The 21,059-nt window shown below is 36.0% G+C and carries 22 protein-coding genes; 16 read left to right on the top strand and 6 right to left on the bottom strand.

Annotated features, from left to right (window positions below):
- Positions 1 to 69: 69 nt before the first annotated feature.
- Positions 70 to 690, bottom strand: a complete 621-nt coding sequence (locus tag MF646_RS00185) for an NAD(P)-dependent oxidoreductase (RefSeq protein ID WP_250094468.1) — start codon at positions 688 to 690, stop codon at positions 70 to 72.
- 560 nt (positions 691 to 1,250) lie between these two features.
- Here MF646_RS00185 and MF646_RS00180 point away from each other — a divergent pair.
- The 3 genes from MF646_RS00180 (at position 1,251) to MF646_RS00170 (ending at position 4,240) form a co-directional block, all read left to right on the top strand.
- On the top strand, positions 1,251 to 2,711 hold the full coding sequence (locus MF646_RS00180) for an alkaline phosphatase PhoX (protein WP_250094467.1): 1,461 nt from the start codon (positions 1,251 to 1,253) through the stop codon (positions 2,709 to 2,711).
- Between the two features lie 54 nt (positions 2,712 to 2,765).
- On the top strand, positions 2,766 to 2,999 hold the full coding sequence (locus MF646_RS00175) for a twin-arginine translocase TatA/TatE family subunit (RefSeq protein WP_250094466.1): 234 nt from the start codon (positions 2,766 to 2,768) through the stop codon (positions 2,997 to 2,999).
- A 902-nt stretch (positions 3,000 to 3,901) separates the two neighbouring features.
- On the top strand, positions 3,902 to 4,240 hold the full coding sequence (locus MF646_RS00170) for an LLM class oxidoreductase (protein WP_250094465.1): 339 nt from the start codon (positions 3,902 to 3,904) through the stop codon (positions 4,238 to 4,240).
- Positions 4,241 to 4,332: 92 nt separating this feature from the next.
- On the opposite strand, the gene MF646_RS00165 is transcribed toward MF646_RS00170, so the two are convergent.
- Complete coding sequence (locus tag MF646_RS00165) at positions 4,333 to 5,901, bottom strand: BCCT family transporter (RefSeq protein WP_250094464.1); 1,569 nt, start codon at positions 5,899 to 5,901, stop codon at positions 4,333 to 4,335.
- A 673-nt stretch (positions 5,902 to 6,574) separates the two neighbouring features.
- Between MF646_RS00165 and MF646_RS00160 the strand changes: the two genes are divergently transcribed.
- The 6 genes from MF646_RS00160 (at position 6,575) to MF646_RS00135 (ending at position 10,788) form a co-directional block, all read left to right on the top strand.
- Complete coding sequence (locus MF646_RS00160; protein WP_250094715.1) at positions 6,575 to 7,546, top strand: tRNA dihydrouridine synthase; 972 nt, start codon at positions 6,575 to 6,577, stop codon at positions 7,544 to 7,546.
- 642 nt (positions 7,547 to 8,188) lie between these two features.
- Positions 8,189 to 8,722 (top strand): hypothetical protein, encoded by a 534-nt coding sequence (locus MF646_RS00155; protein WP_250094463.1) that lies wholly within the window; start codon positions 8,189 to 8,191, stop codon positions 8,720 to 8,722.
- Positions 8,723 to 8,872: 150 nt separating this feature from the next.
- Positions 8,873 to 9,388, top strand: a complete 516-nt coding sequence (locus MF646_RS00150) for a hypothetical protein (protein ID WP_250094462.1) — start codon at positions 8,873 to 8,875, stop codon at positions 9,386 to 9,388.
- An 85-nt stretch (positions 9,389 to 9,473) separates the two neighbouring features.
- Positions 9,474 to 9,896: a hypothetical protein gene (locus tag MF646_RS00145; protein ID WP_250094461.1), complete on the top strand. Its 423-nt coding sequence runs from the start codon at positions 9,474 to 9,476 to the stop codon at positions 9,894 to 9,896.
- An 83-nt stretch (positions 9,897 to 9,979) separates the two neighbouring features.
- A complete protein-coding gene (locus tag MF646_RS00140; protein ID WP_250094460.1) occupies positions 9,980 to 10,399 on the top strand; it encodes a hypothetical protein in 420 nt (139 codons plus the stop codon).
- Positions 10,400 to 10,527: 128 nt separating this feature from the next.
- Positions 10,528 to 10,788 carry a hypothetical protein gene (locus tag MF646_RS00135; RefSeq protein ID WP_250094459.1) on the top strand — a complete coding sequence of 87 codons (261 nt, stop codon included), beginning with the start codon at positions 10,528 to 10,530 and terminating at the stop codon, positions 10,786 to 10,788.
- A 476-nt stretch (positions 10,789 to 11,264) separates the two neighbouring features.
- Here MF646_RS00135 and MF646_RS00130 read toward each other — a convergent pair whose 3' ends face one another.
- Positions 11,265 to 12,317: a hypothetical protein gene (locus tag MF646_RS00130; RefSeq protein WP_250094458.1), complete on the bottom strand. Its 1,053-nt coding sequence runs from the start codon at positions 12,315 to 12,317 to the stop codon at positions 11,265 to 11,267.
- 269 nt (positions 12,318 to 12,586) lie between these two features.
- On the opposite strand from MF646_RS00130, the gene MF646_RS00125 reads away from it, so the two are divergent.
- From MF646_RS00125 to MF646_RS00105, 5 genes are all read left to right on the top strand, one after another.
- Positions 12,587 to 12,967, top strand: coding sequence for a helix-turn-helix domain-containing protein (locus tag MF646_RS00125; RefSeq protein WP_250094457.1), 381 nt, complete (start codon positions 12,587 to 12,589; stop codon positions 12,965 to 12,967).
- Between the two features lie 645 nt (positions 12,968 to 13,612).
- Positions 13,613 to 13,975, top strand: coding sequence for a Na-translocating system protein MpsC family protein (locus tag MF646_RS00120; protein WP_250094456.1), 363 nt, complete (start codon positions 13,613 to 13,615; stop codon positions 13,973 to 13,975).
- A 39-nt stretch (positions 13,976 to 14,014) separates the two neighbouring features.
- Complete coding sequence (locus MF646_RS00115; RefSeq protein WP_250094455.1) at positions 14,015 to 14,866, top strand: DUF6671 family protein; 852 nt, start codon at positions 14,015 to 14,017, stop codon at positions 14,864 to 14,866.
- 157 nt (positions 14,867 to 15,023) lie between these two features.
- Positions 15,024 to 16,694 (top strand): dihydroxy-acid dehydratase, encoded by a 1,671-nt coding sequence (gene ilvD / locus MF646_RS00110; protein WP_250094454.1) that lies wholly within the window; start codon positions 15,024 to 15,026, stop codon positions 16,692 to 16,694.
- Between the two features lie 351 nt (positions 16,695 to 17,045).
- A complete protein-coding gene (locus MF646_RS00105; protein WP_250094453.1) occupies positions 17,046 to 17,300 on the top strand; it encodes a hypothetical protein in 255 nt (84 codons plus the stop codon).
- Positions 17,301 to 17,497: 197 nt separating this feature from the next.
- Here the strand turns inward: MF646_RS00105 and chrA are convergent, their stop codons facing one another.
- From chrA to MF646_RS00090, 3 genes are read right to left on the bottom strand one after another with little or no spacing between them, the layout of a single operon-like run.
- Positions 17,498 to 18,625 (bottom strand): chromate efflux transporter, encoded by a 1,128-nt coding sequence (chrA, locus tag MF646_RS00100; protein WP_250094452.1) that lies wholly within the window; start codon positions 18,623 to 18,625, stop codon positions 17,498 to 17,500.
- Between the two features lie 14 nt (positions 18,626 to 18,639).
- A complete protein-coding gene (locus MF646_RS00095) occupies positions 18,640 to 19,062 on the bottom strand; it encodes a chromate resistance protein ChrB domain-containing protein (protein WP_250094451.1) in 423 nt (140 codons plus the stop codon).
- Positions 19,059 to 19,490 carry a Chromate resistance protein ChrB gene (locus MF646_RS00090; RefSeq protein WP_250094450.1) on the bottom strand — a complete coding sequence of 144 codons (432 nt, stop codon included), beginning with the start codon at positions 19,488 to 19,490 and terminating at the stop codon, positions 19,059 to 19,061. The genes MF646_RS00095 and MF646_RS00090 overlap by 4 nt, the downstream gene beginning before the upstream one ends.
- A 272-nt stretch (positions 19,491 to 19,762) precedes the next feature.
- Between MF646_RS00090 and MF646_RS00085 the strand changes: the two genes are divergently transcribed.
- Positions 19,763 to 20,398, top strand: coding sequence for a YhbD family protein (locus tag MF646_RS00085; protein ID WP_250094449.1), 636 nt, complete (start codon positions 19,763 to 19,765; stop codon positions 20,396 to 20,398).
- Complete coding sequence (locus tag MF646_RS00080) at positions 20,399 to 21,055, top strand: hypothetical protein (protein WP_250094448.1); 657 nt, start codon at positions 20,399 to 20,401, stop codon at positions 21,053 to 21,055. It begins immediately after the preceding gene.
- The last annotated feature ends 4 nt before the right edge of the window (positions 21,056 to 21,059 follow it).

Genomic DNA, 21,059 nt, shown 5'->3' with positions numbered 1-21,059 from the left:
GATACATCAATGTTTGTGAGTGTTGTTTGTTTTTTCGGGATACGGGATAATGGAGAAATAAGAGTATTATTAGTAGGCGATACCTACACGTGATTTTATATAATCGCTTGTTTTAATCTGTCTAAATGTAAATTCTGCTGTATCCGGTACGGAAATTTCAATTCCATCCTCCGGCAAAAAATTTCGCTCTATACGATATTTGCCTATCCTTTCTCCATCCGGCAAGTAGGTAGGACAGACAATCGTCCATTCGAGGCTTGATTGTTTGAGCATATCGTAAACTTTATGATGTTCTTCCGCTGCACGAGTTGACTTACGCTTTGATTCACTTGATTGATAACGCAGAGAATTTGGTGTGGTTCTACTTTGTAGGATACCTGCAGTTCCTATAGTTATTATTCGCTTTATACCTTCATTTTCCATTGCTTCGATAATAAGTGACATACTTTCTGATAGAGTGGTTGTGCCATCAGTATTTAGTGCGCTAATAACCACATCGCTTCCTCGCATTGCATGTACGATATCATCTTTATTTAAAACATTCCCTTGAATAATGGTTAAATTTTTATTATTTATTTGAATCTTCTCTGGAGTACGAACTAATACAGTCACATGATGTCTGTCGTCAAGGGCGTGAGTAACTATATGACTCCCAACTCGTCCAGTTGCCCCTAAAAGTAAAATATTCATAAGAATGAGCCTCCTTTTGCAAATACTAATATTTTACTATAAAAGCTATATTATTGTCTTATGCAACGATGCTTACTCGAATAAGACAGGACAGGTGAAAAAAACAGAGTCACTTCTGCACAGTATGTCCCAGCCTCTTTTTTACTTATTTCTATGCAACCCTATTTAGTTCCGTTATTGTCTCAATGGAGCTGTATTTTTGCTAGATACCTTAAAAGTCACCTAAAAAATCGGAAGGAATTTACCGATTATTAATAAACATTTTACAAAATATTCATTTTATTTAAGCTTCATTTAATAATTTCAAGACAAAAGTTTGACTAAAGTGCTTTTTCAACAAAGTAATTTTCTATTTAACAGTATCTTTATATCATTAAAAGGGTATAAAGTCTCGAAATTATAATATCTCTACAACTAATTTAAGACCTTTGAATTATTTTCTACTATTAACAATATAAAAATATTATTTAAACAACTCTTTAAAACTAATTTGTTAAATTTTTCATAGAGCAACTTCTTCTCTGTTAGGCATCCTATATAAATTTGAGGAGGAATAATTAATGGGAAACAATGGTATGAACAGGAGAGATTTTTTGAAAGTTGGGGGAATAAGTACGCTTGCATTAACTTTAGGAACTAGTGGTGTATTATCATTGGCGGATCAATCGAGAGCATTAGCATCAACAGCAGACCCGACAAAAGGTAGAGGATGGGGTGGCTACGGACCTCTAGTAAAAGATCCAAATGGATTTCTTGACCTACCAGAAGGATTTAATTACAAAATTATTTCTACGACTGGAAAAGCAATGGTAAATCCAAATGGAGACTTAGTTCCTGGCTTACCTGATGGAATGGCTGCTTATCAAGGTCCTAAAAATACAACAATCCTTGTCCGGAATCACGAATGCGGCACAAACCACCAGTTTCCTGTAAATGGGAAAAACCCTTGGAGTAAAGGGGCAGCAGGCGGAACAACAGCTCTTGTTGTTACACCTAATCGTGAAGTTGTTGACGAATATGTAACAAATTCAGGGAATATTCGTAACTGTGCTGGCGGTGCTTCTACTTGGGGAACATGGTTAACATGTGAAGAAACTCGCGAAATGGGACACGGGTTTGTATTTGAAGTAAATCCTCACGATCCTGAAAATGAAATGTCAAAAACACCAATTCGTGATATGGGTTATTTCTCTCACGAAGCTTGTAGTGTCGACCCAGCTACTGGAATATGGTATTTAACTGAAGACAACGCCCCTTCATTCTTATATCGCTTTACTCCTCATAACCGCAGGCAAAAATTAGGATCTCTTCAGGAAGGTGGAATTCTTGAGGCTGCTGCATTGGACGAGCTTCCTGGAAACCAGGCAAGTACATTCGAAAAAGGACAAAAAGTTGGGATTGTTTGGAAGCAAGTTAATCCTGAACGTGCAAAAGAAGATGCCAGAGATCTAGGCTGTATTCAATTTACACGTCTAGAAGGCTCTTGGTTTAGTGGAGGCGCATTCTGGTTTGATGATACGAGTGCGCGTACAGATAATGGACCGAACCGTTTTGGTCGTGTGTACCGTTATTTCCCTGCAACTAATACACTAGAGTTATTCTTTGAATCTCAAGATAGTAATGACCTACGTGCACCAGATAATGTAACAATTACACCTTGGGGTGATCTTTGGATTGCTGAAGACGGTAACCCAGCAGGTGATCGCATTATCGGCTTAACGCCAGAAGGTAATGTGTATGAGTTTGCTCAAAACGTATTTAACTCATCTGAGTTTGCTGGTGTTTGTTTTGCTCCTGATGGCAAAACGATGTTCGTAAACATTCAAAGCCCTGGTTTTACAATTGCTGTTTGGGGACCATTTGCTCGTAGAAACTCTGCTCGCCAATTTACGATGAGCCATGCTGCTCCTCCTGCAAGCTTCGCACCACAAATTTCAGACAAAGTGAAAGCATATGCAGAAAAAGAAGGTATGTCTCCATTAGCTGCAGCTGTTTTAGATCGCCATGGAGTAACTTTATAATCCTGTCCACCTAACTCAGTACGTCTAACTAGATCTTTATAAGGAGGTTCATCCATGTTATCTAACATTGGAATTCCAGGACTTATACTTGTTCTTGTCATTGCATTAATCATCTTTGGCCCTTCTAAACTACCTGAAATAGGGAAAGCATTTGGGAGTACTTTAAAAGAGTTTAAAAAAGCAACGAATGAATTAGTCAATAGTGATAGTAATGAAACAAGTAAAACAGAAGAAAAAACAACCCTTCAAGCTGTTGAACAGACGAATAATAGTAAAACAGGAAGTTAATTTAATGATTGAAAGATGTGAGTTGGAGAACCTATACATGCTTACATCTTTCTACTTTTAGAAAAAGTTTAAGGATCTACTAGGAAACTTACATATTCAATATATAATTTTACAATTCTATTAACTAAAATCACCGGAAAAATGAGAAAAGATAATTTCTCACTTTGAGGCATCTTCAAGTTAAAAAGGAGAGGATTATTCCAATGGTATCGGTTTGTCCTAGACACGTAAAAGAAGGCTTAAATGTTCTAGATGTCCCACACGTATATAAAATAGACCAAAAGAGTAAGGAAAAGAAGAAAATTTGTAAATGCCAGTTTTGCTATTTAAAGGCCGATTATAATCTCGATAGTAATTCCAATTATCCAAGAAAGAATACAAGAACAGGAATAGAATAATTACCTAGATAATGGGTACTGGTTTATACCATCAAAATAATACCTATAGTGGCACACACCATATGAGTTTGGGTGAGTGCCACGCTTTTTGAATTGCGGCGCTTACAAGATGGGTACAAACATGGACCGTGATACGCTTTTCTTATGACCAAGTTAAAGAGAAGCTCGTCGATGCCAACAAATTGTTCAGCAAGTGAATGGCCGATGGCTGGGGGATTAGGTTAAGAACCCACCTGGTAAATAAAAGTAGAAGCTTCTTTTAAATAGTAATTAGCATTGAAGATTACTTAAATAGACGGAGATATTCCGCCTATTGACTCGGAAAAATCTGGAAATGGGTAATTTTTGTTTGTATAATCGGAAAACCTCCGCCTATATACCTCGGAACGAGCTTTATTCTGCATCTAACCGAAAAAATTCCGCTTATTCTATCACTAATTACTCGATTATTGACAAGAATACGAGAACTTCCTTCCGTCAGAGGATTATAAAGAGCCTTACGCAATGGTAGCAGTAAACGTCATCGCGGCAGATACGGATGAGAAAGCAGAATTGCTTGCCACTTCCATCAAACAAAGCTTCCTAAACATGATGAGGAACACACCATCACAGTTACAACCACCAGTAAAGAATTTGGATGAGCTCATGAGCCCATATGAAAAGGCAGTCTTAGAAAAACAATTAAGCTCCGCGATCATCGGAAGTCCTATCAATGTAAAGAAAAAGCTGCAATCCTTCTTAAATGAGACGAAAGCAGATGAGATAATGGTGAGTACAATGGTCTTTGACCACAACGCCCGACTCTACTCCCACCAACTCGTGGCAGAAATAATCGGGTTATAGGAAATAGGCCACTGAAAAAGGTCAAAACCGTACCTTTTTCAGTGGCCTCATAAATTAGGGGGTGTTTTTAAATTTATTTATTAACAATGTTATTATTTTGCTACTTTTACTTTTACTTCTTTTGTATATTCAATAGAAGGTGCTATCCTTTGTTCTAAAGCCATTTGCTTTGCAATTTTTGGTGCACTCCAAAGTGGTGGAAGTAGCAATATAGATACAGGTACTGCCGTTACAACAATAAAGTTTTGTAATGCTTGTATACTTCCTTCGCCAATTGTTAGTAGTACTACAGATAATATACCAAACAAAACGACCCAAAAGACTCTCATCCATTTTTGTGGATGATCTGTACCTTGTAAGGTTACTGCTACTGTATATGAAATGGAGTCAACAGTAGTCGATACAAACACAATACTAACAATTAAGAACCCAATAGCCAACCATAATCCCAGTGGTAGTTGGTCCATAATTGCCATTACGGTCGCAGGCATTCCGCCATCACCTAATGGGCTTGAAATGGAACCAGGATTATTTAGTTCTTGAGATAATCCAGTACCACCAACAACTGCAAACCAAAAATTACTAACTAATGGAGCAATAATAGATACTGCAATAATAAGCTCTCTGATCGTCCGACCACGCGATATTTTACTAATAAAAATAGCCATCATTGGTGCATATCCTAGGAACCAACCCCAGAAAAATATAGTCCAATAACCAAGCCAAGCGTGATCTGTGCGATATAGATTCATTTGGAAAAAATGCTGTAATTGAAAAGCTTGAGCACTAATAAAAGAATCTATTAAAAACATTGTTGGGCCAATCATGAGGATGATTGCTGTTAATATTACAACAAATATAACATTTAAACGACTTAAAAATTGAATACCTTTGTCAACACCACTTGCTACAGATATAGCAGCAATAAGGATTAGTGCTCCAACAATGATAATATTCGTAGCCAAAGTATTTGGAATATCAAATAAAAAATGAAGACCGTATCCAATTTGCAGACCTAAAAATCCGATAGGTCCCATTGTACCTGCAGCAACTGCAATAATTGAAACGGTATCGGCAGTTGAACCAATGAAACTTTTATTAAATATCTTTTCTCCGAAAATTGGGTATAAAATTGCACGTGGTTTAAGTGGATATCCTTTATGATAATGTGCATACATGAGGACAATTGATGTTAAAGTACCTAAACATGCCCAAGCTAGGAAGCCCCAGTGGACAAAACTTTGGGATAAAGCCGGTATGATTGCCTCTTGCGGTGTCATCCCATCATTCGCAAACAAAGGTGGAGTTGTAACAAAATGATAGATTGGCTCTGATGCAGCCCAAAATACACCACCACTAGCTAGAAGCGTACATAGAATCATAGAAATCCAACGAAAATAACTATTCTCAGGTTTCTCCATTTTTCCTAATTTCACATTTCCATATCTGGAAAAAGCTAAAATCATTCCGATCACAAAATTTCCTAGTAATAATAATTGCCAATAAGCACCAAAAAATGTTACCGACCAATTGAAGGATTCAGTTACCCAGCCTTCAACCATATTAATGTCAATTAGCGCAAAAATGACAAAGAGGAGTAAAAACCCTCCACTAACAGCAACTGTAGTCCAGTCCGTTTTCAAATTCTTTATTGTATTCATTCTTTTCCTCCATAAAGTATAACGAAGCGAGAACGTTATTTTAATCTTCCATTGTCTATCCTTGATATCTGGAGGAAAAGATTACGGAACTGAAGGGCCACTTGCTCTCTTTCTAATCCGTATACACCTATAATAGTCGTCTAAGATAATTTCACCTACCTTTCTATATATTCATTTAATATAAATACCCATTAGCCGAATGTTTAACAGCTTAATATTATAGTGTTAAAACATTACTCAGTCAAACCCTTGATCTTTTGAGGGAAACTTATGATGTGGAAGATGAAAGGGAGTAGTTAGGACTATATGGACAAATGGATATCTAACGAATAATACTCTTCTAGTTAAAAGTAAACATTATTGCAAGTCCGCCCCTGAAATCGCCCAATAATATATTTGCGATTTCGGGGGCTTTTTCCTGTTGCCCCCTTGTCAATCCAGTGTTCTTCCAATTTTCTTTTCAGTCTTTTTGAGCATAGCTTTATTTTTACTCGAACAGTGGAATGCTGGTTGATGAGTGGATTTTAGTAGAAGAGTATTTTGGTTGTCCTATCAGTTTGATAAAAAGTGCTTAAGCATGGTATAAGTGTAAAAGAAGCAGGGACATTTTGCTTTTAATTTTGGGATAAGGGTTTGGACTGGTATCCCATAGCGAGAGGATTTGAATTTGAAGATGATAGATAATTTTTGGCGTGAATTACCACGACCTTTTTTTATACTGGCACCAATGGAAGATGTGACGGATGTTGTTTTTCGCCATGTAGTAAGCGAGGCAGCCAGACCTGATGTGTTTTTTACAGAGTTTGCAAACAGTGATAGTTATTGTCATCCAGAGGGAAAGCAAAGTGTGCGCGGACGTTTGGCTTTTACTGAGGATGAACAACCAATTGTAGCCCATATATGGGGGGATAAGCCTGAGTACTTTCGGCAAATGAGTATTGGTATGGCGAAACTTGGGTTTAGAGGTTTGGATATCAATATGGGCTGTCCTGTACCTAATGTGGCACAGCATGGGAAGGGAAGTGGCCTTATCAATCGCCCAGAAGTTGCAGCAGATTTAATCCAAGCAGCAAAAGCAGGTGGATTGCCCGTAAGTGTAAAGACAAGGCTTGGTTACACGGATGTAGAAGAATGGCAGGACTGGCTGACACACATATTGAAACAAGATATTGTTAATCTTTCTATTCATCTGCGGACAAGGAAGGAAATGAGCAAAGTGGATGCTCATTGGGAGCTAATCCCGGAGATTAAGAAACTTCGTGACCAAGTGGCACCAGATACACTTTTGACAATCAATGGGGATATTCCTGATCGTCAAACTGGCTTGAAGCTCGCCCACCAATATGGTGTTGATGGGGTTATGATTGGCCGTGGTATTTTCCATAATCCATTTGCCTTTGAAAAAGAGCCGAAAGATCATAGCAGTAAGGAATTACTCGATCTTTTACGATTGCATCTAGATCTCCTTGATAAATATTCAGAATTAGAGCTACGTCCGTTTAAGGCTCTTCATCGCTTTTTTAAGATATATGTCAAAGGATTTCGAGGGGCGAGTGAATTAAGAAATCAATTAATGAACACAGAGTCAACAGATGAAGTGCGTGAATTGCTCAATAACTTTGAATCAAAGAATCTTGATGGTTAATCACTTTAAGAGGACTTAATTTAGCCAATTGTAGACCGTCAAAATACCAAATCAGCCCAGAAAAGCAGGGGAAAAAGTCTTCGTAAAGCTGATGAAGACGTAAGTGGATTGGGGAATTATGGAAAAGGTCTTCGTAAGCTGATGAAGACGTAAACAGCCTGGAAAAGCAGGGGAAAAAGCCTTAGTAAAGCTGATGAAGACGTAAACATCTTGGAAGATCATGGAAAAGGTCTTCGTAAGCCGATGAAGACGTAAACAGCTTGGAAAAGCAGGGGAAAAAGTCTTCGTAAAGCTGATGAAGACTTAAACATCTTGGAAGATCATGGAAAAGGTCTTCGTAAGCCGATGAAGACGTAAACAGCCTGGAAAAGCAGGGGAAAAAGTCTTCGTAAAGCTGATGAAGACCTAACCAGACAAAAAAGCAGGGGAAAAAGTCTTCATAAAGCCGATGAAGACCCAAGCAAATTAAAAATCGTACGAAAAAGTACTTCATACAAACCAATATGAATTATTCTTGTTGAGATACAGGATCTTCAAGTAACGGGTAGCGTTAATCCAATAGAGGGTTAGCGCTTTTTCTGTTGAAGTTATTGTACTAACGATACAGGATTGCTTCATAATGTTTTGAAAGGAGACATCATAGTGAAATTGAAATTATTTTTGATATGTACACTCTTATTGGTAGGATGTACGGGTCCCAAATATGAAAAAGAAGATATAATAGCGGTCCTAGAGGGAGCAGAGGTTACGGTAGAAGACGTTCTTTGGCAATATTCTTTAGAAAAAGAAGAAGAAAAAATAATTAATTGGTACTTAAAACAAGAGATTGTTATTCAGGAATCTCAAGCTAGAGGAATTACTGTTTCAGAAGATGAGATTGATGAAATAAAACAAGAATTGTTTCCTGGTTCGAAACCACCAGAAAGGTACGAATATTTAGATGACAAAAGTTTTTATGAACAACAAGCAGCGTTATTAGGAGTGTCACCAGAAGAATACTATGAAATATGGGAAGGAATTACCTTAACAAAGCAAGCTTACGTAGAGAAATATATTGATGAAAAATTGGGGGGACCAACCGAAGAAGAGGTGGATTTATGGGCTCAAAAAATTGATGAACATATAGATGAATTGTTTGATACTTACAAAAAAGAAGGGAAGTTGGTAATAAAATAAAAGCTAGAATTTGAAAATATTACACGTAAACTTTGGGTGCGGTGATCCTAGAAAGGATTGGCGCTTTTCCTGTAAAGTTATTTACGAACGAACAGGTTTCTTAAAGCTAGCTTGGGATTAAGTGTTAACATTTATAGAGGAGGTGCTTCGTTGAAAAAATGGTTTATTATACTGGGAGCTGCGCTATTATTAATCGTTAGTACATTTAACTATGTTTTATCAAAAGGAGAATTTGTTATCGGGTCTACCTCTTATATCGCTATGGATGCTCCAATTGTAAAAGAAAGACTTCCGTTTTATTTGGGCTACGGTTTGCATTGGGATGGTTTTGGAAAGCCGACTTTAAACAACGTAACATTAATAAAGCACGATGGAACGGAGCTAAATGAAGACGATATACAAATATCGGTTACTTCGATGATAGATGAAATGGGTGTGACTGGAGTGATAAACGAGGAAAGCGTAATTGAAGAAGGGTATTTCAATGAATACCTACCAGTAGAAAACTATAAAGTAGACGATAACTTCCTGCTCGTCTTTCGGGTGGAACTACACGAAGCAAACTATGAAAATAACATAAGTCACCTAATGATCGAATACAAAAACTTTGGCTTTCGACAACAGGACACTCTTGAGTTCGAAGGTTTTTTCAAGGAATTAGAATAAAGTTTCATAGTTATTGAATAACGAGCAGAATAGTTCAATTAAAATATTTATTTACTTCTTAATATAAAGTAAACTGGGAGGAGTTATGCATAAACACGTAATTTTTATTTTATTAGTTAGTTCCATTTTTGGTTGGGTTAGTTTTGATATTCATGTAATGAAAAGTGAACCTACTTTAATAGGTGCAATTTCTTCAATTCTGTTTGTTATTATTATGTTCATTTACAGTGCATATATGGGAAAGCAAAAATACGTTGATTTTGCCGTATTCATCACTAAATATTGGGGTGTAGGCTTATTTATATATTTAACTGGTTACTTTCTGTTTTTGGCACCTGTTTTCTATCCAGCGAATTTCATATTTACCATACCAATATACGGAGCTATTAGCTATTTCTTTGATGTACTTCCATCCGTAAGTGTAGGTATTTTTAGTGTTTTTTTTCTTTACTTCACATGCTTAATTGGATATGTTGTTGGGCGTTTTGAAAAAAAGATACTAAACTGATGGGTGATAGCTGAATAGAGGTTATCGCCTTTCTGTTATTGAAGTAAAGTTTACTTCAATACTATGGAGGAGAGTGGTTTATAATGAAAAAAGTAATGTCATTTTTCATATTTATTCTATTATTAGCTGGATGTAGTTCGGAATTGACTTTCGCTGAAATTGAAATTGCTACTACGAATAATGATGTTCGTACTTTTTTTGAAAGTGTAGAGGACACAAATGGTGCACATCTTTATTTCGATCGGGACAGGGTGATATATGTGATGTTAAATGGAAAAAACGTGATCCAGGGTGAAAATGCTATTCATTTTACTGATTTTAGTGTGGATTCAGACGGTAAAATATTAAACATTCATTATATTGAAGAAGAAACAGAAAATCATTCTGATGCAACTTTAAAGCATCAGGTAGTATATAAAATAAAAAAATATAAGCAGTATGAAACAATACGAAGTTTTAAAAATGGCAATGAAGTATCGTTTCACGCTGTGTCAGGAAACTAATTAACAATCTTCAATTAACGTTAGTTGGAAAGAAGCAGGAAGATTGAAGTTGAGTTTACCTTTATACCATAATTGGTTATAAATAGTAGACTGGTAGGGAGTAACTTATTGAAATGGAGGGAGAGATTTTGGAGAAAAATGATAAACTCATTCTCTATGTAAATTTGGTTATTGGAACTTTGGGTCCCATTTTAATTGTATTAGGAATATTAAAGTATTTTGAAGCTGTTGGTGGGACAGGGTATCTTACTCCATTTTTTGGATTTGTTATAACGATGATTTATCTAAATTACCTTGAAGAAAAAGCAGGTATAAGTAAAAAAATCATATGGATTAAATCCTTAATATCGATTGGAACAATACTGGCACTTATGTATTTTTTATTCTAATAACGTCATTCTTCTTGAACAAAACGAAGGGGGTGTCTCAAAGTTTGTTTTTGACCTTTTGGGACAGCTATTTAGCCACTGCTAAAAAACATGTGAACCTAGGGTTTTATCGAGGTTCAGCCTTTCTGACAAGGAGGGTGTACTCCAAGGAACAGGTAAACAAATGCGCCATATACGGGTGAAAAAAGTTGAAGATATTAAACAAGATTTGTTTATTTCGATGATACAAGAGGCAATCGAACTTAATAAATAACTCTGAGTTAATGTATATGTGATTATCAAGAAAAATACAATTACAATAGAAAAGCAACTATAAATAATTTACCAATGAACGTACTTGCATCGCTTAGTCTCGTTAATAAAGACATAGAACATGGAACAATTCAATACTTCAAAAGAAATAAGAGATCCTTTATAATCAAAGGATCTCTTATAAGTACTATATTATAAACTAAGCATATTTATTATTTAACTAATTAATTACTATACGGGAGATGAGAGCTGTGAAGGACAATTTTCAGGTCGCCATCATCATTTCTTGTATAAGAGAAAGTGTATTCTACTTCGACAGGTTCTCCTCCATCAGCTGGTGTGAAATAATACACGCCCATACTTACAGCCTTGTTTCCGTCAATGATAACTCCTTCATTTTCCCATTGCACATCTGTCCAAGGTGCAATAGCAAAACCACTATCCTCGGAAATATCTCCACCTACGAAATAAGACAAAGCACTTTCAAAGGTACCACGGAAACGTTCCTCCCTAGCTAAAGTTGGTTTGAAAAGAACATTGCCGATGTCATAACCATAGAAACGTTCGATATGCTCAGTAGCAGCGGCTTCATAGTCGCCACCCTCGCTGTAAACTTCCCCGATATGAACAATTCCTTCTCCCCAGCTTTGCTGAAATTCCAGAACTTCTTCCTCTGTGATTGCTTGAGTAGCGCTATATGGAAGATGAGAGCTGTGAAGGACAATTTTCAGGTCGCCATCATTATCCTTTTTAAAAGTGAAAGTGTATTCTACTTCGACAGGCTCTCCTCCATCAGCTGGTGTGAAATAATACACGCCCATACTTACAGCCTTATTTCCTTCAATTAAAACCCCTTCATTTTCCCATCGTACATCTGACCAAGGTGCGATAGCAAAACCACTATCCTCGGAAATATCTCCACCCACGAAATAAGACAAAGCACTTTCAAAGGTACCGCGGAAACGTTCCTCTCTAGCTAAAGTTGGTTTGAAAAGAACATCACTCATGTCATAACCATAGAAACGTTCGATATGCTCAGTAGCAGCGGCTTCATAGTCGCCACCCTCGCTGTATACTTCTCCGATATGAACAATTCCTTCGCCCCAGCTTTGCTGAAATTCCAGAACTTCCTCCTCGGTGATCTCAACTACTTCTTCTACGTCCTCAACTTCTGTTTCTTCTACAGGATCAGCTTCAGTTGCAGTATCCTCTGAGCATGCAGTTAGTAGAGCAACTGACAAAATTCCTGCAATCCCCATCATTTTAAATTTTTTCATAATTCCCCCCACCTTTTTGTTTTAATTCTGTTAACTATATGTTAACTTTTTAATATAAGTTAATCATAGAGTAATAACAATGACAATAATAGCAATTACTTCCTCCAAATACAACCCCTTTTATAGAAAAAAAGGTTATATTTGTATTAATTTAGAATCTTCAAGTTTTAATAAAAAGATTTGGATAAAACGTTTTGATATAATTTAAGGAAGAGTAAAAATTATATCACTAGAAAGATTTAGTGATGATTAAGGTGGGAGGCGAGCCAATGCCAGATTTTAAGACAAGACTAAAGAGGTTGAGAAAACAAAACAATTTAACTCAACAAGAAGTTGGAGATAAAATACAAGTTTCTAAAGTGGCAGTTTCTGGATATGAAAACGGGATACGTTCCCCTGAGATCAGTACATTAAAGAAAATAGCTGATTTGTTTGAGACAACAATTGATTATTTAGTAGGCTATTCCGATATCCCTGAGAAATCTAGCGATTATATTAATCCAACGACTACTCATTATCTTTCTGACATTGGGATACTCGAAGGTAAATATAAAATAATTATTGATAATAAAGAAGTTGATGAGGAGCTAATAAAGGAAGCTATAGATTATATTCGAGCAAAGCGGATTATGAAAAAACTATCTTCATAAGCACGTATTCGATTTAAAATAAAGATCGGGAGCGAATTGGCTCTTAATCTTTATTTGTTTAGATGCCTCGCGTTGAAATTAACTGGATGCTACAAAAAATATTGAGTATAAGGGGATTAATTTGTTGACAGATTTATAAAACTGGGTATATATTATTTATAATTTAATAAGCGGTAGATGTTTATTTTCAACTTCTTAAATAATTAGGCCTTTAGCATTCTTTTAATATTTTAAATATTGACTGGATGAAAAAGTTTCCTAATAGTACAAGAATGAGAGAGTAATGTAAATCGGTATGTTTCATAATCTAGGCGAATTAGATTAGAGATATACCGATTTTTTTTAGAAGAGAATTTATAACATACATTATTATGCCAATAAAAAGGTAGCTCATCAAAAGACTTCACTGAAGTTAGTTGAGGTGAAACCGACAATTTTCAGATTCAATGATTTTATATCATCATTGACGTTTGAAGTTGTCGGTTTTTTTATTGAGTAAATACCATACAACCAGAGGTAAGAGAAGCTCTTTCAAGATACGAGGAGTGTTGATCCCGAAGGACGTTGGGAAAACTGGTAACCACTGAAAGTACTTCATTTCCAACTAAGTGACTTTGCCATAATAAATGAAAAAGAGGGGTAAAAATGAACAAAACAAAGGGTGCGACTGAATCTGAAATCAGTAAAGCTTTAATTCAATGGCAGAAAGAATACCTTGGCCGTGGTCCAATAGCTGTTAAAACAGATATTTTAAGAGATTTAGTTATTGTTATACTTCGTGGTATTTTAACTCCTGCTGAGTATGCACTGTGTAAAGATAGAGAAGGAGTCTTGTTGATTAAAAAAACAAGAACTGATCTCATTGAATCAGGGGTAGAAGACCTAAAGAGATTGATTTTTAATATAACTGATGAAGAAGTAGTGAGTTTTCATACCGATGTTAGTACTAAAACGGGTGAAAGAATGATGACTTTTAAACTAGCGAGTAATTTGGAAAAAAAATATTAAAAAATATTAAAAACTGATAGAGAGGGGGGAATATACAATATGCATCCCTACAAGGGAAGAAAAGCTGCCCTATCAACAATGCATGATAAACGACAAGCCATTGGTAAGCCTTTCAATGATCTATTAGGAGTATCAATTAAAGTTCCTGAAAAGATTAATACCGATCTATTAGGAACATTTTCTGGAGAAATAGAACGTGAGCTTACACCGTTAGAAACTCTCCGAAAAAAAGCAAGAATGGGTATGGATGAACTTGGTCTTCCTCTAGGGCTAGCGAGTGAAGGAAGTTTTGCACCGCATCGTTATTTTCCTATGGTTGCAGAAGACCATGAAATCCTTTTATGGATTGATGACGAACGTGGTATCGAAGTTATTGAGCAGGAGATAAGCCTCGAAACCAATTATGATGCAAAAACAGTTACTTCTTTTAATGATCTTAAAGATTTCCTAGATAAGGTACATTTCCCTTCTCATGCCTTAGTTGTTAGACCAAATTCAGGTTTTATTCAAGGTTTTACTTTTAAGGGATTAAAAAGATCTTCTGAGGTGAAGGAAGCTATTAACCTTTGTACTTCTGCATCTGCAGATGGCTTAGTTCATGTCGAAACAGATATGCGAGCTCATATGAATCCTACCCGTATGAAGGTAATAAATAAGCTAGCGGAAAAACTAGCTGTTCGATTGATGAACTTATGTCCGAATTGTTCTTGTCCAGGGTGGGGAGTAGTAGATGTGGTACGTGGATTACCTTGTGAAGCTTGTGGTCTTTTGACAAAACAAATTGCAAAAGAAGTATATGGTTGTCCTAGTTGCAATTTTAGAAAAGAAGAACCTCGTCAAGATGGTGTTACAACATCATCTCCCACTTATTGTGATTGGTGTAATCCTTAATAAAAGGATTAATACAATAAATAGTTTGAAAAAGGAGGTGTTGGTTTGATTGCTATGTTGTAACGGTTGGAGAAATCTCTTATATATTGTGAAGGTTTAGAAAGTATTAAGGTAATAGATTAATAATAAATACGGAGATTGTAAGGAGGTTTAATTAATGAATAACAATACATCTAAAATTCGAAGTTCTGTTTTTAATGATATAAACCGTGCCCCAAATCGTGCAATGATACGGGCAATGGGGATTAAAGATGAAGATTTTAATAAGCCTTTTGTAGGAATTGCTAGTACATGGAGTGAGGTTACCCCATGTAATATGCATATTGATGAATTAGCTAGAAAAGCAAAAAAAGGTGCTTTAGATGCAGGGGGAACTCCTTTTATTTTTAATACGATTACAGTTTCAGATGGTATCTCTATGGGGACAGAGGGGATGCGTTTTTCCTTACCAAGCCGTGAAGTCATTGCAGATTCTATAGAAACAGTGGTAGGCGCTCAGAACTACGATGGGGTAGTTGCAATTGGAGGATGCGATAAAAATATGCCAGGGTGCATGATTGCAATAGGACGTTTGAATTTACCTGCCGTATTTGTTTATGGGGGAACTATTCGACCGGGGAAAGTAGATGGGAAGGACATTGATATTGTTTCTGCTTTTGAAGCAGTAGGAAAATACAATAATGGAGATATTGACCGTGATGAACTTCATAAAATTGAATGCCATGCTTGCCCAGGAGCTGGTTCATGTGGGGGGATGTACACAGCGAATACAATGGCATCGGCAATCGAAGCTATGGGGATGAGTTTACCTAGAAGCTCATCAAACCCTGCAGAGACAGAAGAAAAATTAGCAGATTGTATAAAAGCAGGAAAAGCTGTTATGAATTTATTAAATAAAGGAATTACTCCTAAAGATATTATGACGAAGAAAGCTTTTGAAAATGCTATTACTGTTGTAATGGCTCTTGGAGGGTCAACCAATGCTGTCCTTCATTTATTAGCATTGGCTCATACAGTTGATGTAGACCTTGATTTAGATGATTTTGAACGTATCCGTAAAAAAGTTCCTCATATAGCAGACCTAAAACCAAGTGGTCGTTATGTAATGGAAGATCTATCTGAAATTGGTGGAGTACCTGCCGTAATGAAGGTACTTCTTGATAAAGGGTTACTTCATGGAGATTGTTTAACAGTAACCGGTAAAACAATAGAGGAAAATCTATCTGAAATTCAACCTTTAAAAGAGGGGCAAGAAATTATCTCCTTTGACAATCCAAAACGTGAGACAGGACCATTAGTTATTCTAAAGGGTAATTTAGCTCCTGATGGTGCATTAGCAAAAATGTCTGGTTTAAAAATTAAAAAAATAACAGGGCCTGCTCGTGTTTTTGATTCTGAGGCAGATGCAACAAATGCTGTTCTAAATAATGAGATCAATCCAGGAGATGTCATTGTCATTCGATACGTTGGACCTAAGGGGGGACCTGGAATGGCTGAGATGTTATCAATTACAGCAATAGTGGTCGGTAAGGGTCTTGGCGAAAAAGTAGGTTTAATTACAGATGGTAGATTCTCTGGAGGAACACATGGATTAGTAGTTGGTCATATCTCCCCTGAAGCACAGGTTGGTGGCCCAATTGCATTAATTAAAGAAGGAGATTTGATTACAATTGATAGTGAATTACAAGAACTTGCTGTTGATGTTTGTCCAGAAGATTTTAATGAAAGATTAAAGGATTGGAGTCCTCCAGAGCAAAATTTAAAGGGGATCTTAGCTAAGTATGCTCGGTCAGTTTCGTCAGCTTCAAAAGGAGCAATAACCGATTAATAGTATATAAGCAAATATAAGCAAGTAGAAAAAGAACCTATCGTTATCAAAAGTCCGGAACAGAGGTGTAATGGCTCCGTGGTAACGCGCCGTGAGTGTGTAATCCACTCCTATCAAGGCTTCTAAAAGATGTAGCGACTTCGCTCATTGTTTCGGGGGTGTTTCAAAGGTCAAAAACAGACCTTTGAGACATCCCCTTTTCGCTTGAATTTTATTAATTCCTATAACACTATTCAATTAATTAATTGAATAGTCAGATTGTCGAGAAACCCCACTTCTAAAAAGTGGGGTTTCTATTTTGACTTTGGTCATTTTTTTTGGCTGACTCTCATTCTTTCTTTTATTTTGGGGATGTCTGCTATAGACTCTGCACAGTTTTCTGCAGCCGTTTCAGAGGTAGCGGAAGTTGAATATGTAGGGACAGCCCTCACTTTTCAAATGTGTATTGGCTTCTTAATCACCATTTTTTCTATCAATCTAATTCCTATGATTCAGAGATATGTAGGTTGGGAATGGGTCTTCGCATTATTAGCAATTGGACCTATTCTTGGTATTTTGTCTATGGTCAAATATAAACGACACGAGTTTAATCATGTGGAAAGATAATTGGTCCTACTAATTTGATCATCAATGTAGGAAATCAATAAGGTTTTTGAAGTACAACTTGGTTAAAAATTAGTAAGTTACTACACTGGTAATATGATTGATGAGATGTTAGTGGAAGGAGGGACGGACCTTATGCCTTTCTTTTCGTTATAGGAAGGAAGCGCTAGGTCCGTCCCCGTGTTCAGGTATTTTAATACTTATAAAAAGATAAGTATAGTCCCTAAAGCTAAAGCTAATAGGAATACTTGCCAGATTTGCCATTTGAATTTAAATAATAGACCAAGCATTATGATAGCAATAACAACACTTCCCCAATCAATAAAGACTTCTAAAGATAGCCGTATTAGGAAACTAGCAATAAGACCAACAACTGCTGCACTAACACCAGTTAGGTATAGTTTAAGTTTCTTGTTTTCTCTAATTTTATCGAAATACGGAGCACCTAAGAGCACAACTAAAAAGGCAGGTAAAAAGATAAAAAAGGTTGCTAGTGTAGCTCCCCAAAAACCATATGCTGCAAAACCAACGAATGCTGCGACCATTATTAATGGTCCAGGTGTTAATTCATTAATAGCTAAGCCATCAATATATTGTTCAGTAGTTAGCCAACCATAATTATCTACAGCTTCAAATTGTAACAATGCTAAAACCGTATATGCTCCTCCAAAGCTAAGTGCACCAACTTTTAAGAATAATAGGGAAAGGCTAGTTGGTATCGAAGCGGTCCCTACTGAGGCGATTGCTAAAAATGGAAGACTGTTAACACTGAATGCTTTATTGTTAAATGAGCGAACTAGAATCATATATACTACTCCCATTACCAATAGTAAAAGGATTAAGTCAATTTGAGTAATAAAAGTTAAAGTTAACATGAAAAGGGTAATAAATATTTTCTTTCCATCTTGTAATACCCCAAACTTGTTTGCTATTCGGTAAAGACTAAATAAAACAATGGCAACCATTGCTGGCTTAACACCATATAATAAACCTTGAGCTATGTTAGAAGTTGCAGCATACTGAAAGTAAGCCCAAGCCAAGATGGTTATCAAGATAAAGTTCGGTAACATAAATCCCAGACCAGCTAATAATCCACCTAAATAACCACGTTGTCTATATCCAACATACATACAAAGTTCAGCTGCCTCTGGTCCTGGTAACATCCCACATACAGCAAAGGCATCTCGAAATCGTTCATTATCGATCCATTTTTTCTTTTCTACCGCGTGCTCATGAATGACTTGTATTTGTGCAGTTGGACCACCCCATCCCTGTAATCCAATCAGGATATAGGTCCAAAAAATGTTCCATAAACTAGGTTTCTCCACTTTTTTCTCTCCCATTATAAATGATTATTTCTTTTTATCATTGCGTATAAAGCGTCATAGATAATAAATCCTTTTTCTAAAGCCTCATAATCATCCTTGCTATTTAAGCTAATTCCATCACAAATAAAATCAAGACCAGGTGCAACAGGCTCTAAAAAAATTTCTTGTACCGTATCTGCTTCATCTACAATTTGGGCAATTTTTTTTAGGGTGGTATCTTGAATGTTATAGTCTTCTAAGAAAGAATAAAATGAACATCGTCCATTTCTGTGAGAAAATTCTGCCCCTGGAATATCAAATCCTCTTGTATCAACAGGAATTTCTTGTTCGCCTTCAGGGATAAAAATAAATTCAGCTTCTTGATCAATATACTTTTTAATTAACCAACAACAAGCCATGCGGTCTACTCCGATGTTTTCCCATGTTACCCACTTCATTTTAATTCACTCCTTCGTTGTATTATTTTTTCACGTACTTGTAATTCCAACGGGGAATTGAAATAATCAATTTTTTTTATCCGTTGGTATTTTTTTGACAAAGAAACCAAATCAATGTTTTCTTCATCCAGTTGTTTTAGAAGTTCAATATAACCTTCATTGATTTGTTCAATGAACAACTGACTTATTTCTTTATCAGACAATCCAAAGTGAAGTTGTGATTCCCACATAGTTGCTTCTCCACCTAAATCCTTAATCTCAACAGTTAACCATTGAAATTGTTCATATGTATAAGCATTTTTAGGTAAAAGCCATATAGCATCATGTAAATGAAAAGCCCCTAAACTTTTTAGCTTCCTCCAGACTTTCACCCTTGGAGAACTGGGCTTTCTAGGCATTTTATAAGTGAGGTGTAGCCAACTAATCAATATTTCACCTCCCGCTAATGTAACCACGGTTACATTATACTTTAATTTTAACTATATTAACAGAGTGGATATAAATGTCTTCTTCAAGTCAAAGAGGCAATCCTTGAATAAGCGTGGATTGCACTTACTGTACAATGAGTCTGTGCTTTTGCGTGTTCAACTCGTACCGTAATAAGTAAGTAGTAAGTTTATTATTTTTAATTGAATAAAGTAATATAGCATATTTACAACGTAACAGTGTTATGTTACGTTTTTATTAAGGAGTGAAGGCGATGGATGAAGAATTAATTTCGAAAAAAGACTTATTAGAGCAAACGGATATTACTTACGGACAGCTCTATCGTTGGAAGAGAAAAAAGTTAATACCGGACGATTGGTTTATTAGGAAATCAACATTTACTGGACAAGAAACGTTTTTTCCAAGAGATAAGATGGTGGAAAGAATTAATAGAATTAAAGAATTGAAGGATACTTTATCATTAGACGAATTAGCAAATGCTTTATCTCCAAAGAAGAAGGACATAAGCATATCAAAGAAGGATTTTATAGAACGAAACATTGTTTCGAAAAATGCTATTGCTATTTTTGAAGAGCAATTCGGTGATCTAGATACGATAACCTTCCAAACTTCACTATTTTTATATCTTTTAGATAAATCTTTGGAGACAGGAGAGGTCGGATGGGAAGAAGGAATGCAGGTCATTCAAACATTACATGACCATTTTCCTAAGCTAGAGGAAAAGCGTGCATCATTAGTGGTGTTAAGAAAGATGGGTGTTGTAACAGTGTTACTAGTTACCAACCCCGACGACTTTTATGTTGATGAGAAAACCAAAGTGGCTGTTTTATTGGACATTGAAACAGAATTGAATAAACTACTGGATTCCTTAGTAACAGGGGGTTTTTAAATGACAATGAAAATAAATAAAAATTTAAAGGTTATAGGAGAAGGAACCTATCCTGGTGGAGATTACGAAAAAATTAAAGTTACTGGACAAGGGGAAATTTCTGAAGGTGTTTCTTCCAAAGAAACAAAGATTATTGGGGAATGTCGTATAAAAGGAATAGCGTCAATGGATCAAGTGCATGTAATTGGGAAGCTAAGTATAGATGAAGAAACAAAAAGTAATAGAATAAAAGTTATTGGTGAGCTAAATGCTAGGAAGTCGATGAAAGCTGATACGCTTGATATGAGAGGGTTTCTCAACGGGGAAGGAAATGTGGAGCTAGAAAAAATGAACCTTAAAGGGGGCTTTAATATCATTGGATTGTTAAATGTTGGTGATCTACTAGTGAATTTACAAGTTGCTCCTAGCAGGGTAGGAGAAATTGGTGGTGAGAAGATAGTAATTAAAAGTAGAGGTTTCTTGAAGCGATCTTACACACTAGAAGCAGAGGTAATAGAAGGAGATAACATTTATTTAGAACATACCACAGCAAAAATAGTTAGAGGAAATGACATTGAAATAGGTCCAAATTGCCATATTGAGAAAGTTGAATATAGGTCTACCTTTACAAGTAAAGATAAAAATTCAAAAAACATATTACAAATTAATCAAATATAATAAT

It is taken from the genome of Halalkalibacter alkaliphilus, from assembly GCF_023555415.1.
GTDB classification, from domain to species: domain Bacteria; phylum Bacillota; class Bacilli; order Bacillales; family Bacillaceae_D; genus Halalkalibacter; species Halalkalibacter alkaliphilus.
Note: the sequence above shows the minus strand (reverse complement) of the source record. Positions and strands in the feature narration are given on the sequence as shown.

Excerpts from the sequence above, each read along its gene's own strand:
- MF646_RS00115 (WP_250094455.1), top strand. The coding sequence starts at position 14,015 with ATGCATCCCTACAAGGGAAGAAAAGCTGCCCTATCAACAATGCATGAT.
- MF646_RS00165 (WP_250094464.1), bottom strand. The coding sequence starts at position 5,901 with ATGAATACAATAAAGAATTTGAAAACGGACTGGACTACAGTTGCTGTT.
- MF646_RS00120 (WP_250094456.1), top strand. The coding sequence starts at position 13,613 with ATGAACAAAACAAAGGGTGCGACTGAATCTGAAATCAGTAAAGCTTTA.
- MF646_RS00160 (WP_250094715.1), top strand. The coding sequence starts at position 6,575 with ATGATAGATAATTTTTGGCGTGAATTACCACGACCTTTTTTTATACTG.
- MF646_RS00175 (WP_250094466.1), top strand. The coding sequence starts at position 2,766 with ATGTTATCTAACATTGGAATTCCAGGACTTATACTTGTTCTTGTCATT.
- MF646_RS00130 (WP_250094458.1), bottom strand. The coding sequence starts at position 12,317 with ATGAAAAAATTTAAAATGATGGGGATTGCAGGAATTTTGTCAGTTGCT.
- MF646_RS00125 (WP_250094457.1), top strand. The coding sequence starts at position 12,587 with ATGCCAGATTTTAAGACAAGACTAAAGAGGTTGAGAAAACAAAACAAT.
- MF646_RS00085 (WP_250094449.1), top strand. The coding sequence starts at position 19,763 with ATGGATGAAGAATTAATTTCGAAAAAAGACTTATTAGAGCAAACGGAT.
- MF646_RS00095 (WP_250094451.1), bottom strand. The coding sequence starts at position 19,062 with ATGAAGTGGGTAACATGGGAAAACATCGGAGTAGACCGCATGGCTTGT.
- MF646_RS00140 (WP_250094460.1), top strand. The coding sequence starts at position 9,980 with ATGAAAAAAGTAATGTCATTTTTCATATTTATTCTATTATTAGCTGGA.
- MF646_RS00180 (WP_250094467.1), top strand. The coding sequence starts at position 1,251 with ATGGGAAACAATGGTATGAACAGGAGAGATTTTTTGAAAGTTGGGGGA.
- MF646_RS00170 (WP_250094465.1), top strand. The coding sequence starts at position 3,902 with ATGGTAGCAGTAAACGTCATCGCGGCAGATACGGATGAGAAAGCAGAA.
- MF646_RS00145 (WP_250094461.1), top strand. The coding sequence starts at position 9,474 with ATGCATAAACACGTAATTTTTATTTTATTAGTTAGTTCCATTTTTGGT.
- MF646_RS00080 (WP_250094448.1), top strand. The coding sequence starts at position 20,399 with ATGACAATGAAAATAAATAAAAATTTAAAGGTTATAGGAGAAGGAACC.
- MF646_RS00105 (WP_250094453.1), top strand. The coding sequence starts at position 17,046 with ATGTCTGCTATAGACTCTGCACAGTTTTCTGCAGCCGTTTCAGAGGTA.
- ilvD (WP_250094454.1), top strand. The coding sequence starts at position 15,024 with ATGAATAACAATACATCTAAAATTCGAAGTTCTGTTTTTAATGATATA.
- MF646_RS00185 (WP_250094468.1), bottom strand. The coding sequence starts at position 690 with ATGAATATTTTACTTTTAGGGGCAACTGGACGAGTTGGGAGTCATATA.